Annotated in this window: 10 protein-coding genes; all 10 read right to left on the reverse strand. The window is 74.5% G+C overall.

What is annotated here, in order from left to right; all coding sequences use genetic code 11:
• Positions 1-128: 128 nt before the first annotated feature.
• The gene (locus OHQ87_RS13970) at positions 129-728 is read right to left on the reverse strand and encodes a hypothetical protein (RefSeq protein ID WP_442930827.1); all 600 of its coding nucleotides are present in this window, start codon (positions 726-728) and stop codon (positions 129-131) included.
• A gap of 3413 nt (positions 729-4141) precedes the next feature.
• A complete protein-coding gene (locus OHQ87_RS13975) occupies positions 4142-5641 on the reverse strand; it encodes a replication-associated recombination protein A (RefSeq protein WP_328348512.1) in 1500 nt (499 codons plus the stop codon).
• A 75-nt stretch (positions 5642-5716) separates the two neighbouring features.
• The gene (locus tag OHQ87_RS13980; RefSeq protein ID WP_067307861.1) at positions 5717-5929 is read right to left on the reverse strand and encodes a hypothetical protein; all 213 of its coding nucleotides are present in this window, start codon (positions 5927-5929) and stop codon (positions 5717-5719) included.
• A 141-nt stretch (positions 5930-6070) separates the two neighbouring features.
• A complete protein-coding gene (locus tag OHQ87_RS13985) occupies positions 6071-7393 on the reverse strand; it encodes an MFS transporter (protein ID WP_328348513.1) in 1323 nt (440 codons plus the stop codon).
• Positions 7394-7395: 2 nt separating this feature from the next.
• On the reverse strand, positions 7396-7989 hold the full coding sequence (locus OHQ87_RS13990; protein WP_328348514.1) for an ArsR/SmtB family transcription factor: 594 nt from the start codon (positions 7987-7989) through the stop codon (positions 7396-7398).
• Positions 7990-8111: 122 nt separating this feature from the next.
• Positions 8112-8429: a hypothetical protein gene (locus tag OHQ87_RS13995; RefSeq protein WP_328348515.1), complete on the reverse strand. Its 318-nt coding sequence runs from the start codon at positions 8427-8429 to the stop codon at positions 8112-8114.
• Positions 8426-8812, reverse strand: a complete 387-nt coding sequence (locus OHQ87_RS14000) for a sugar nucleotide-binding protein (protein ID WP_328348516.1) — start codon at positions 8810-8812, stop codon at positions 8426-8428. Before OHQ87_RS14000 ends, OHQ87_RS13995 begins: the two co-directional genes overlap by 4 nt.
• A 177-nt stretch (positions 8813-8989) precedes the next feature.
• Positions 8990-10792, reverse strand: coding sequence for an aspartate--tRNA ligase (aspS, locus tag OHQ87_RS14005; protein WP_328348517.1), 1803 nt, complete (start codon positions 10790-10792; stop codon positions 8990-8992).
• A 154-nt stretch (positions 10793-10946) separates the two neighbouring features.
• Positions 10947-11999: a S1 family peptidase gene (locus tag OHQ87_RS14010; RefSeq protein WP_328348518.1), complete on the reverse strand. Its 1053-nt coding sequence runs from the start codon at positions 11997-11999 to the stop codon at positions 10947-10949.
• An 862-nt stretch (positions 12000-12861) separates the two neighbouring features.
• Positions 12862-13797, reverse strand: a complete 936-nt coding sequence (locus OHQ87_RS14015; protein ID WP_328348519.1) for an acyl-ACP desaturase — start codon at positions 13795-13797, stop codon at positions 12862-12864.
• Between the last annotated feature and the right edge of the window lie 33 nt (positions 13798-13830).

Consider the following 13830-nt stretch of genomic DNA (forward strand, 5'->3'; position numbering starts at 1 on the left):
GGTTCCGGGGCCCGACGCCCCGGAACACGCGACCGGGGTACCCGCCCTCGTGGCGTGACCCGCGCAGGGTCGTCGGCAGCAGGCGGGCCTGCCAGCCCCAGACCCTACCGTCCGTGATGGAAGCCGGCTCAGGACGGTGAGCGTGTCAGGCCGCCGAGCGGATCGTCGGTGATCGTCGGGAACGGATCCTCACCGGTCAGTGACGGATCGGTGCTCGGCTGTGGCCGGGTCCGCTCGTCGTCGATCGCGTTGCGCACCTTCACCGACACCAACGACCCGCTGCACTCCCCCGCTGCGGGTGCGGCCGGGGTGGACGGCGGTACCGCCGGCTCCCCGCTCACCGGCGGCGGCGTGCAGGTCGGTTCCCGCACCCAGAGATCGAGGGTCAACTCGTCCCGCCGCCAGCAGGTGTAGCTGCCCTTGGCCGGCTGTTCCGGGCACCGGGTGACCTCCCAGGGTCGCCACCCCGCCGACCGCAGGGCCTGCTCGTAGACCCGGTTGGTCTCCTCCGGCGCGCGGTCGGACTCCACGGTGCGCTCCCGCAACCGGCAGTCCTGCAGGCACCAGCGACTGCCGCTGACGTTGTCCACCGTCTGCGTCGTCGCCCAGCCGGGCACACCCAACTCGTCCAGGGTGTCGAAGACCGGGTCCCGGCTCAGCGTCCGCATCCCGAAGTAGAGCGGGAGCGCCCCGAGCAGCACCACGCTGACCAGCACCAGGATGCCCAGCCGCAGACGACGTCGTTGCCCCGTGCGGCGACGCGGCCCGGCACCGTCGGAGTCGCCGACGTCGGCGTCGCCCGGGTCGTCCTGGGCCGCCGGGCGCAACGGCCCGCCGGTCGCCTCGTCCGGATCGGACCGGACGCCGTCCGGTGGCGTCACCCGGGCCACACCCGGGCCGTCGACCCGACCGGACGACGGGACCGCGGCGACACCCGCCGTCTCCGACCGGTCGGGTGGACGCACCGGCGGGGCCGCCCGCCCGCCGGCCTCCTCCGGCCCCACACCGGGTCGTACGCCCGGCACGGTGGCACGGGCAACCGCCGCCGCCGCGACGACCCCACCCGCACCGGCGGGCCGGGGGCCGGCGTCGGCGGGTGGTCCGGGGCGTCGGCCACCCTCCGGTCCCGCCGCCCGACGCGGGTCGTCCGAAGGTACGGGCGGGCGCGCGGTACCGGTGACCGGGCCAGTGGCAGGACCCTCCGGACGGGCGGTACCCGTGACCGGGCCGGTCGCAGGACCCTCCGGACGGGCGGTACCGGTGACCGGGCCCTCCGGACGGGCGGTACCGCGACCAGGACCGTTCGGACGGGCGCTGTCGCGGGACGGCGCGCCGGGACGCGGTGCCCTCGGATCGGGAGCGCCGAGACGCGGGCCCGCCGGGGTGGCCACCTCTGGAAGGAGTCCGCCTCCGACGGTCCCCTCCGGACGAGGCGCGGTGGCACCGTTCGGTACCGGAGCACCGACCCGGGGGACATCGGACGTAGGTGCCGCCGCTGCCCGGTCCGGACCAGCACCACCGGCCGGGTGTGCCGCCGTCCCGGGGCCTGCGGGACGCGGGCCACCGGCCACCGGCGCAGCGCCGGACACCGAAGCCGAGCCGCCTGACCGGGGACCGCCGGGCACCGACCCGGGACCGCCCGGACGCGGAACACCCGGGACCGGCGCGCCGCCGGGCAGCGGCACAGAAGCCGAACCACCCGCTCGTGGACCACCGACCGCTCGTGGAGCACCGGGTGCCGAACCGGGACCACCGGGGCGGGGGCTCCGGGTCGGGTCCGGTACCGGACCGGCATCGGTGTGGGCGCCGCGGACCGGAGCACGGTCGTCACTCAGCGGTCCGGGAACGGAACCCCCCGGTCGGCCGGGGGTCCGCTCGGGCGGGGACGGCCGGGCCGTCCCACGAGCCGGCCCGGCTTGTTCCGGCCGAAGCGGCCCGGACTGTTCCGGCCGGGACGACCCGGACTCGACGTCGCTCCGCTCCGGACCACCTGGTGCACCCCGACGAGCCGGGTCGGCCGGGACCGCTCCGCCCGGCGGGGTCGACCGGTTGAGCACCCGCAGGGCGGGATCGGTGTGCAGGGTACGCCCGGCCTGACGCAGCCAGTCCGCCGGCCGATCCGGTCGGTCAGCTCGTGGCGCTGCGGTCCGCCGTCCCGCGGGTCCGTCCGGCCCGTCACCCTGGGCGGGACCGGGCGGGACCGACTGGCCCGCAGTCGCGGCCCCCTCCGGTCGACTCCGCCGGCCCCGCGCTTCGTCGGTGTCCGGGCGGACCCGAGGACCTGATGGTTCGCTCCCGGCCGGGCTGCGCCACCCTCCCGACGGCTCCTCGTCGTCCGGGCGGGCCCGACGGCCTTCGGACCCCTCGCCGTCCGGTCCGGGGCGGTGGGCGGCCGGCTCGCCGTCGGGTCGGGCTCGACGGCCCGGTGGCGCGGCGATGTCAGTGGGCGGGCGGCGACGCCCGTTGTCGTTCCGGTCGGCCGGACCGGACCGGCCGGTACCGGGAACGGCCGGGGTGGACGGCACACCGGGCGAGGTCGGGGCGACAGCGGGCAGCGGCGGCGCGTTGCCGGTCATCGGCACCACCGGCTGGTCCGGCTCGGCGGCGCGACGGCGGCCCCCCCGCTCGGCGGGCGGGCGGTCACCGGGATCGCGGACGGGGGTGGGCGACACCTCGGCACGGCGACTTTCCGCAGCCCGGGGACCGGGCGCGGTCGTCTCGGGTCGAGGGCTGCCGCCCACCGGTGCCACAGGGGCGGTACGCGGCCCGCCGACCGTCGGGGCCGGTAGCACTCCGGCACCGGCCGGCGCCCCCGCCCCGGCGTGGGGCGCACCGGGGTGGGGCGCACCGGGGTGGGGCGCACCGGGGTGGGGCGCACCGGGGTGGGGCGCACCGGGGTGGGGCGCACCGGGGTGGGGCGCACCGGTCGGGTGCGCCGCAGCGGGCGCAGGACCGCCGGGCCCCGGCCCAGGTCGGTTCGTCGGTTCGACCGGACCGGGCCGTCGGTCTCTCTGCCGGTCGTCGGGCACGGTCCGGCGACTCCGCAGGGACGGCCCGTCGGCTGCCGCAATCCCCGCTCGGTCGTCGGGCACCGCCCGCCCGCCCGGAGGTGGGCCGGCAGGTGCCGGAGCACGGTGGGACGGGTCGGCGGAGGTCGGGGCACCGTGGGCAGGCCCGGCGGGAGCCGGGACACCGGGACCGGCCCGACCGACAGATGGTGCCTGACCGGGCGGGACCGCCGCCCGACCGGAGCCGGAACCGGGGACCGAGGCCCGACCGGGGACCGGGACCGAGGCCCGACCCGGGCCGGGGCCACCGACGGCAGGATCGGGGCGGGACGCCTCCTCGGGGTGCTGCGGGCCGGGACGGCCGACCGGCGTCGGACCGGGCCAGGGCCCTTCCCCGGGACGGGGGCGCTGCTCGGGGGTTGTCGGCCAACCCGCCCCACGTACCGGCGGGGCGGCCTGGCCGCCAGGGTGTACCGGCCCCGGCGGTTGCCCGTCGGGACGGTACACGGGACGGCCGGGTCGGTCCGGTTCGGTGCCGGCCGGCACCGGACCGGACCGACCCGGTCCGGCGGGCGGTTGCAGGTCGGGGGGGCCACCAGGCTGCGGCGGGCGGGGGCCACCGGAGGTCGACGCCTCCCGGCGTGCACCCGGTTGACCGGTGGCCGGGCCAGGTTGACCGGTCACCGGACCAGCCGGGGGTACGGATTCCGGTCGGGCACCCGGCGGAGCCGGTTCCGGCCGGGGGACCGGAGGCACCGGCTGCGACCGGGCATCCGGTCGCGGTGGCCGGGCACCGGCCGGCGCTGCCCCGTCGGGACGCGCAACCGGCTGGCCGACGCGCGGCGCGATCGGCCCCCCCGGTCCGGGTTGCGCACCGGGCTGCGGCGCGGCCGGACCACGCCCGACAGGCGGCGCAGCCGGACCACGGACCGGCGGGACCGGACCGCCGTCCGGGCCGAGGTCGGCACGCTGCTGTTTCGCCGTACGCAGGTCGTCGATCCAGCCGAACTCCTCGCCGGCCGGCTCGGGCGGGGTCTCGTCGCCGCCTCGCCCCCGGCCCCACCGACGTCCCTTGGCGCGAGGTTCACGCCGCTCGTCGGGACCGTCCTGCGGTTGCTCCCCACCTCGCGATGTCACTGCTGAACCTCCTCGGCGGCGTCGTCGCCGTCCTCATCCGCCCCACCGGTGTGCCCCGCGCCCGACGGGTGACGGCCGTCGACCGCCGGCACCGGCCCGTCGGGGCGCGACGTCGGGGCGGACGACCCCCGGACGATCCGGCGCAGCAGGGGCAGCCGGGCGGCCACCGACCGCTCGGCCCCGTGCCCGCTGGGCCGGTAGTAGTCGGTCCCGACGAGATCGTCGGGAGCGTACTGCTGGGTGACCACCCCGCGCTGGTCGTCGTGCGGGTAGCGGTAGCCCGTGCCGTGCCCGAGCCCCCGGGCGCCGGAGTAGTGCGCGTCGCGCAGCCCGCGCGGCACCGCACCGCCCCGACCCGCCCGGACGTCGGCCATCGCCGCACCCAGGGCCGTGGTGGCCGAGTTGGACTTCGGCGCGGTGGCCAGGTGGATCACCGCCTGGGCGAGGTTGAGCTGGGCCTCGGGCAGGCCGACGTACTCCACCGCGTGCGCGGCGGCGGTGGCCACCGACAGGGCGGACGGGTCGGCCAGGCCGACGTCCTCGCTGGCGAAGATGACCATGCGGCGGGCGATGAACCGGGCGTCCTCCCCGGCGACCAGCATCCGGGCCAGCCAGTGCAGCGCGGCATCGACGTCGGAGCCGCGCATGCTCTTGATGAAGGCGCTTGTCACGTCGTAGTGCGCGTCGCCGTCGCGGTCGTAGCGTACGGCCGCCACGTCCACCGCCTGCTCGGTGGTGGCCAGGTCGATCCGGTCGACGCCGAGCGCGGTCGCCGAGGCCGCCGCCGCCTCCAACGCGGTCAACGCCTTGCGGACGTCACCGCCGGCGAGGCGTACCAGGTGGTCCTCGGCGTCGGTGGCCAGGGTGAGCTCGCCGGCGAGGCCGCGCGGGTCGACGACCGCGCGACGCAGCAGGCCACGCACGGCCGTGTCGTCGAGCGGCTGGAGGGTGAGCAGCACGCACCGGGACAGCAGCGGCGAAATGACGGAGAAGTACGGATTCTCGGTGGTCGCCGCGAGCAGGGTGACCGTGCGGTCCTCGACGGCGGCGAGCAGCGAATCCTGCTGGGTCTTGCTGAACCGGTGCACCTCGTCGATGAAGAGCACCGTCTGCGGGCCACCGGAGCGGCGCTGGCGACGGGCGGTCTCGATGACGGCCCGGACGTCCTTGACCCCGGCGGAGAGCGCCGACATGGCCACGAAGCGACGGTCGGTGGCCCGGGCCACCAGGTGGGCGATGGTGGTCTTGCCGCTGCCCGGCGGGCCCCAGAGGATGACCGAGAGCGCCGCGCCGCCGCCGACGAGCTGACGCAGCGGGGCACCGGGCGCGAGGAGGTGTTCCTGCCCGACCAGTTCGTCGATGCGTGCGGGCCGCATCCGGACCGGCAGCGGGGCGTCCTCCCCCACCGAGGCGAAGTCGTCGACGCCGACGGAGCCCGCGGGGGCGCTGTGCGCCACGGCGGGTGCGCCGAGGGAGAAGAGGGCGTCGGAATCCATCAGGAAGACAGTACCGGGCGCGGCCCACGACGCCGGAATCGCGCCGTGGGCCGCGCCCGTTCTGATCCGTTGCGGTCAGCCACGACCCGGCCGACGGCCCCGGTACCACCGGCCGCCGCCACCGCCGCGCGGGCCGCTGCCGACGCCGGCCAGGTAGAGCGAGAGCAGCAGCAGGCCGATCAGCACCAGGGTGTTCCAGTTGAACAGGTCGGGGGCGCCGAAGTTGGTGTTGAGCAGGTCCAGCAGGAGCGCGAAGCCGAAGACGACGGCCGCGAGGATGGCGAGCATGTGGATGTCCTCCGGTAGGGGGTCCCAGTAGGTCGGCCTCGATGTACCCAATCGGTCGAGCTGTCAATCTCCACCGTGGAGATCCGGGTCGCCCCACCCGCAGGTTCCCGGCTGCCCGTCTGGTCGGCTCCGACCGGGAACTCACCGACCTGGCGGTCCCACCACCGTCCCGGCCTCGTCGGCACCCCGGAGTGCCGCTCCGGTGGGCTCGGTCGGATCCGCCGGGGCGGCCCGTCGTCCGGCCCGCCACGCCGGCAGGTAGAGCGGAGCGGCCACCGCCAGCGCCACCGCCCCGACCACCATCGCCGTACCGACTCCCCGGCGGTCGGCCAGGGCGGTGAGCAGCACCGCACCGAGGGCGAACCCCGGCTGCCCCAGCATCGAGTTCAGCGAGATGACGCTGGTCCGGTAGGGCCCGTCGACCTGTCGGTGCAGCAGCCCCAGGTGCAGCGGGTTGGACGCGCCGTGCACGGCGTAGCAGGCCAGGTAGGCGGCCAGCACCCCGACCGGCCCGGCGAGCAGCCCCATGCCGAGCACCGTGACGCCCTGCACGATCCGCAGCAGCCCGGCGGCGGGGGCCGCGCCCAGCCAGCGCAGCAGCAGCGGGGTCGCCGCCGCACCGGCCGCCGAGACCAGCCAGGCCGCCGAGTTGGCCGGGCCGAGCAGCGCCGCCGCCCGTTCGGGGTCGCCGACCACGTCGGCGAGCCGGATCGGCAGCAGCGACTCGAAGGTGACCATGCCGAAGCCCCAGAACAGCTCCACCGACACCAGGGCGAGCAGCACCCGGGAGCGGCGCAGCAGGCCGACGGCCTGACCGATCATCCGGGGGGCCGCCACGACCGAGGCGCGCAGCGTGCCCGGACCCCGGGCCGGGCCGGTCTCGACCAGCAGGAACAGCAGGACGACCAGGGCCACCGCCTGGAGGGCGGCGGCGACCAGCACCGGCACGGTCAGGGCGCTGACCGGCCCGACCGGCCCGAGCGCGATGAGGCCGCCGCTGAGCAGCGCGCCACCGGCGATGGTGACGCCCGCGACGGTGCCGGCGAAGCCGAGGCCGGGCTGGTAGTCGCTGCCGGGGTCGGCGGCCAGGGTGGACTCGACGTACCAGGAGTCGAGCGGGCCGCTGTCGAGCGCCCGGTAGACCCCTTGCAGGGCCCAGACCAGGAAGAACAGCGCGAAGGAGTCGGCCACCGCGAACAGGCCGAGCGCCAGCAGGCTGACCGCCCAGGCGGTGACCAGGACGACCCGGCTGCCGAGCGCGTCGGCCAGACCGCCGGTGGGCAGCTCCAGCGCCAGCACGACCAGGCCCTGCGCGGTGGAGACCAGGCCGATCTGGGTCAGCGACAGGCCGCGTTCCTGCATCAGCAGGATCATCGCCGGGATGGTCAGGCCGGTGGGCAGCCAGCGCAGGCCGTAGAGGGTGAGGTAGCGCAACCGGACCTGGCGTACGGTCAGTGCGGTCACCGCTACTGACCGATCATCGGGAACGCGGCCAGGAAGACGTGCACCCGCTCGGCGTCCGCCTGCTGCGGGTCCGCCCCTGCGCGGTAGCGCTCCACGACCTGCCACAGCTCGTCCTCCAGGGCCTGGAGCCGGTCCGCCGGGAGGGTGAGGAAGGCGTCGCTCATCCCGAACGCGTCCCGCCAGGCCGGTGACCAGTCCTGCTGGACGGCGAACCAGCGTTCGGCCCGCTCGGCCAGCAGTCGTACCTGGTCGCCCTGGATCCACTCGATCGCGGCGCGGGCGTCGGGGTCGTCGTCGAAGTCGCTCGGCTCCCAGTCGGTCACCTCGTGCGCGGCCCGCCACCAGCGCTGCCGCCCGGTGCCCCGGTCAGGGTCCTCGACCACCAGGCCCACGTCGGCGAGCTGGCGCAGGTGGTAGCTGGTGGCGCCGGTGTTTGTGGCGAGCAGCCCGGCGAGGGTGGTGGCGGTGGCCGGCCCCTGCACCCGCAGCGCGCCGAGCAGCCGCAGCCGAAGCGGGTGGGCCAGGACGCGGACCTGCCGGTGGTCGATCCGGACGGAGCTGGTCGCGGGTCGCCCGCCGGTGTCGTCGTTCTCCATGCATGCACAATAACTGTGCACAGAAGCTATGCACAAGATTTGTGCATAGCTTCTGTGCAGTAGAGGTGCGGCCTCCGGCTCAGCGTCCGTCTCTGCCCGGCCGACCCCGACGGCCTTGATGGTCAGCCGGCGAGCAGCTCGGTCACACCGCGCAGTCGGGTCCGCAGCAGGGCGGTGGCGCGGGACGAGTCCAGCCGCACGTCGGTGGGACGCCGCAGTCCGGCCGCCGTGGTCGTGGTGGTCGTCATCCCGGCCGGATCGATCCCGTGCCGGCGGGCCACCAGCAGCCCCAGCCCGGCCCGGCTGACCGGCTCCGGGCCGGCCACGTTGAGCGGGCCGGCGACGGCCGAGTCGGCCAGTTCCAGCACCGCGTCGGCCAGGTCGCCGACGTCGACCGGGCAGCGCAACTCGTCGGTGAACAGGGTGGCCCGACCGGTCAACGCGTCCCGGCAGAGCTGGATCTGTTTGCTGCCCTCCCCAGGATCAGCGAGGTCCGCACCAGCACCGCGCCCGGGTCGACCACCCGTACGGCGGTCTCCGCCGCCGCCTTCGCCGCACCGTAGGGATGCACCGGGGTCGGCACGTCGTCGTCGAGATAGGGGGTCGGACGGCCGGCGTGCAGCGCGTCGCTGGACAGGTGCACCAACCGCGCCCCGACCTCGGCCGCCGCGTACGCGACGTGCGCCGCCCCGTCGGCGGTGACCGTCCAGTCGTCGTTGCGGTACGCGGTCGCGATGACGACGTCCGGGCGTACCTCGGCAACCAGCCGGCGCACCGCGTCCCGGTCGGTCACGTCGAGCCGCCGCGCCGCAACCCCGGGCACGCCAACTCACCCGAATGACACGTCCCCACCACCAGCCCCCGCATCCCACCACTCCCCCCACAGCGATCAAGAGGTTTACGTCACCTCACTGCGTGATGATGACGTAAACCTCTTGATCAACGATCCGGGGTAGGGCCGGGCGGGCCGGCCGGGTGGGGGGTGGGGGTGGGGGTGGGGTTAGACCGGGTCGGTTACCGGGGCGGCGGGGCCGGCGGTGCCGGGGGAGGCGGTCGGGGGCTTGGGCTTGGCGTCGATGCCGGCCTCGGTGCGTTGCTGGGTGGTGATCGGGGTGGGGGCGCCGGTCAGCGGGTCGAAGCCGCCCCGGGTCTTCGGGAAGGCGATCACCTCGCGGATCGAGTCGGCCCCGGCCAGCAGCATGCAGACCCGGTCCCACCCGAAGGCGATGCCGCCGTGCGGCGGGGCGCCGTACTTGAACGCCTCCAGCAGGAAGCCGAACTTGTCCTGCGCCTCGGTGGGGGTGATGCCCAGCAGGTCGAAGACGCGCTGCTGCACGTCGCCCCGGTGGATACGGATCGAGCCGCCGCCGATCTCGTTGCCGTTGCAGACGATGTCGTACGCGTACGCCAACGCGCGGTCGGGGGCCTCCTCGAACCGGTCGACCCACTCGGCGTTCGGCGAGGTGAACGGGTGGTGCACCGCGGTCCAGCCCTCGTCGTCAGTGCGTTCGAACATCGGGGCGTCGACCACCCAGCAGAACGCCCAGGCGCTCTCGTCGATCAGCTTCGCCCGCTTGGCGATCTCGATCCGGGCCGCGCCGAGCAGCTCCTGCGCCTCCCGGGCGTTCGTGCTGGCGGCGAAGAACACCGCGTCACCGGGCTTGGCCCCGACCGCGTCGGCCAGCCCGCCCAGGTGCTCGGCGGACAGGTTCTTCGCCACCGGCCCGCGCGCCTCACCGGTCTCCGCGTCCAGCACCACGTACGCCAGGCCACGCGCGCCACGCGCCTTGGCCCAGTCCTGCCAGCCGTCCAGCTCCTTGCGGGTCTGCGCCGCACCGCCCGGCATGACCACCGCGCCGACGTAGCCGCCCGCGTCGATCGCCCCGGCGAAGACCCGGAAGGCGGTGCCGCGCAGGTAGTCGGTCAGCTCGGTCAGCTCCAGGCCGTAGCGCAGGTCGGGCTTGTCGGAGCCGTACCGGGCCATCGCGTCGTGCCAGGTGATCCGGGGAATCGGCCGGGAGATCTCATGGTCGGCCAGGTCCTTCCAGAGCGCCGAGACGATCGCCTCGCCGAGGTCGATCACGTCGTCCTCGGTGACGAAGGACATCTCGATGTCGAGCTGGGTGAACTCCGGCTGCCGGTCGGCCCGGAAGTCCTCGTCGCGGTAGCAGCGGGCGATCTGGTAGTACCGCTCCATGCCGCCGACCATGAGCAGCTGCTTGAACAGCTGCGGCGACTGCGGCAGCGCGTACCAACTGCCCGGCTGGAGCCGGACCGGGACCAGGAAGTCCCGGGCCCCCTCCGGGGTGGACCGGGTCAGCGTAGGGGTCTCGATCTCCAGGAAGTCCCGCTCGTGCAGCACCCCCCGGGCCAGCTGGTTGGCCCGGGAGCGCAGCCGCAGGGCGTTGGCCGGTCCGCTGCGGCGCAGGTCCAGGTAGCGGTAGCGCAGCCGGATGTCGTCACCGGCCTCGATCTGGTCGTCCACCGGCAGCGGCAGCGGCGCGGCCTCGGAGAGCACCTCCAGCGCGCTGACGGTCACCTCGATCTCGCCGGTGGGCAGCTCCGGGTTCTCGTTGCCCTCGGGGCGGCGGGTCACCTCACCGGTGACCTTGACGCAGAACTCGTTGCGCAGCGCGTGCGCGTCCTCCTCGCGGAACACCACCTGGACCACACCGGAGCCGTCGCGCAGGTCGACGAAGATGACACCGCCGTGGTCGCGCCGGCGGGCCACCCACCCGGCGAGCGTCACCGTGGTGCCGGCGTCCGTCGCGCGCAGGCTGCCGGCGTCATGGGTACGGATCACGACTTGCGTCTCCTCATCTGCGGTACGGCTGTGTCACCCGCATTGTGTCAGCCGCCCGGTCCGCCCGGTTGCGGGGTGAGCAAGGCCCCGGCCCACGCCCCCGGACACGCGGAGCGGGCCGCCGGTGTCCCGGCGGCCCGTTCGCGGGGGTGGATCAGATGATGCTGACGCCGTAGACGCTCAACGGCTCGGTGACCGGCTGGAAGTAGGTGGTGCCGCCGGAGGTGCAGTTACCGCTGCCGCCGGAGGTGAGGCCGACCGCGCTGGTGCCGCTGAACAGCGAGCCGCCGCTGTCGCCCGGCTCGGCGCAGACGTTGGTGCGGATCAGGCCGGAGACCGAACCCTCGGCGTAGTTCACCGTGGCGTTGGTGGCGGTCACCGAACCGCTCTTGACGCCGGTGGTGCTGCCGGAACGTCGCACGCTCTGGCCGACGTACGCGTTGACGGCACCGGTGACGTCCTGGTAGCTGCCGTTGTAGAGGGAGACGTTGCCGGTCGCGTTGGCGGAGTTGCTGTGCCGGACGATGCCGTAGTCGTTGCCCGGGAAGCTGGTGCCGGTACGGGTGCCCAGCACACTGGTCTGGCCGGAGTTCGAGTACCAGGTCGAGCCGATGTTGGTGCAGTGCCCGGCGGTCAGGAAGAAGGTCTGGCCGGCGCTGTTGCGGACGTTGAAGCCGAGCGAGCAGCGGCCGCCACCGGTGTAGATGGCCTGGCCGCCGGAGATCCGGGTGCCGAGCACGCCGGCCTCGGCCTCGACCCGGACAGCGCCGCCGGTGCGCGCGGCGGCGGCCTTGACCTTCGCCAGCTTGGCACCGGTGACGGTGCTGTCGACCGAGACGACGACCTGGTTGGTGACCGCGTCGGTCCACCAGGCGGTGCCGGGGATCTTCGCCGAGCGCTCCAGCTCGGCGGTGGCGGAGCGGAGCTGGGCGGCGCCCCGGGTGACCAGCTTCGGGGTGGCGCCGGCGGCGCGGACCTGACGGGCGGCGGCGGAGTCGGTGACCGCGACGACCATCTTGCCGCTGCCGTCGGCGAAGGTGCCGGCGGCACGGTCGCCGAGGCGGTCGGCCAGGCTGGCGGCGGCGTCGGGGGATGCGGGCGAGGCGGGGGCCGCCTGGGCGGGTGCGCCCAGCAGCGCGCCGGTGACCAGGGTGCCGGCCATGGCGACGGCGGCGACGTGGCGGAGTGAGGACCTCGTGGGTCGCATGCAACAACCTCCGGGAGGGGGTGACGGGCGGCGTCATGGAAACGCACCCGGGGACACCCGACCGACCTGGGAAAACCGGCCGAGTGAACTGAAGTATTCACATATTTAAGATCGTTATCAAGACATGGCTTTGCCCGGATTCACCCCGCCCGCCGATATGACGGGCAGGCAACACGGTGGACACATCCATGTCAGACCCCCACCAGCACGGCCCACCCCGCCGCCACGGCCTCCCCCACCCCCGCGAGCGTGGGAGCCGGTCGAAGTCACCGCCCCAGGTGAGATGCCCGTCGGTACCACCCGGCACTGACGACGGCCCAACGGTGACGACGGCGCCCCTTCCAGCCGCGAGGGTGCCATCGGATCCCGCCCGGAGACCGGCAAGGGGCAGCGGCGCACTGCTGGCGCAGCCACCTCCACCGCGCGGGTCGTCGCCGACAATCACCTCGCCTCCCGCCGCTCCGGCGAAACACGGCGAGTCCGGCGAAAAGCGACGCCACCCGCTCATCACACAAAGTCACCACAGCCCGACCCAACCACCCACCACTCGCTCCCTTTGCTCTGCTGCCCCGACAGCGACAGTCACGAGCGGTAGCCGCAGCTCGCGGTCACCGGAAGCATCAGCACCAAGCTTTCCGCAGGCCAGATGATGTGGTGCCGCGATGGCAGCAGAGCAAAGCGCGGTGAGGAGGAAAAGGGCGGGCGACGCGTCGGTCACAATACGTAACAGCGCGGGCCAGTCACCCTGTGTTATCTGCGGATGCGGGCAGGCGAGTTGTCCGGCGGGCGGCGGGCGGCGGGCACCCGCACCCACCCTTCCGGTGGCAGCCGCGGGTCCGGGCGGCCAACGGATGAACGTCGTTCAGGCGCGAGCGGCCAGCTTGGCCGCGCGGGCGTCGCGCTTCTCCTCGAACCGGGAGGCGGCCTGCTCCAGGCCGTCCAGGTGGGCGGCGATCTCGTCGCGGGCGGCCTCACCGTCGGCGTTCAGGCCGACGACGTTGAACACGTCCCACTGGCGCAGCACCGGGGCCACCACGTCGTCGCGGTGCTGACGCAGGTCGTAGATGCCGGCCAGCGCGATCGCCACCGACTTGCGGGTGAAGCCCTCGATGCCCACGCCGGGCATCTGGAAGTCGCCGAGCACCTCGGCGATTGCCCGCATCGTCTGGCTGGGGGCCACTTCCAGGGCCGCGCCGAGCAGGTTGCGGTAGAAGACCATGTGCAGGTTCTCGTCGGCCGCGACCCGGCTCAGCAGCGCCTCGCAGACCGGGTCGCCGGTGATCCGGCCGGTGTTGCGGTGCGAGATCCGGGTGGCCAACTCCTGAAACGACACGTACGCCAGCGAGCGCAGCATCGACGAGTCGTGCGAGTTGCTGTAACCGGCCGTCATGTGCACCATCCGGGCCCGTTCCAGGGCCACCGGGTCGACCGCCCGGGTCACCGTGAGGTAGTCCCGGATGGCGGTGCCGTGCCGCCCCTCCTCGGCGGTCCACCGGCCCACCCAGGTCCCCCACGCCCCGTCCGGCCCGAACAGGCTGGCGATCTGGTGATGGTACGACGGCAGGTTGTCCTCGGTGAGCAGGTTGACGATCAACGCGGTCCGGGCCACGTCGGGCAGCGTCGAGTCCCCCTCCGACCATGCCTCGCCGCCGAGCGGGCCGTCGAAGGTGCGTCCCTCGCTCCACGGCACGTACTCGTGCGGGAACCACTCCTTCGCCACCGACAGGTGACGGTCGAGGTTCTTGGCTACCACGGGTTCGAGTTCGTGCAGCAGCGCGGTCTGGTTCAGCTCGGTCACAGGGGCCTCCCTACGGTGGCGTAACTTACGCCA

This window comes from Micromonospora sp. NBC_00421, from assembly GCF_036017915.1.
In the GTDB taxonomy this organism is placed as follows: domain Bacteria; phylum Actinomycetota; class Actinomycetes; order Mycobacteriales; family Micromonosporaceae; genus Micromonospora.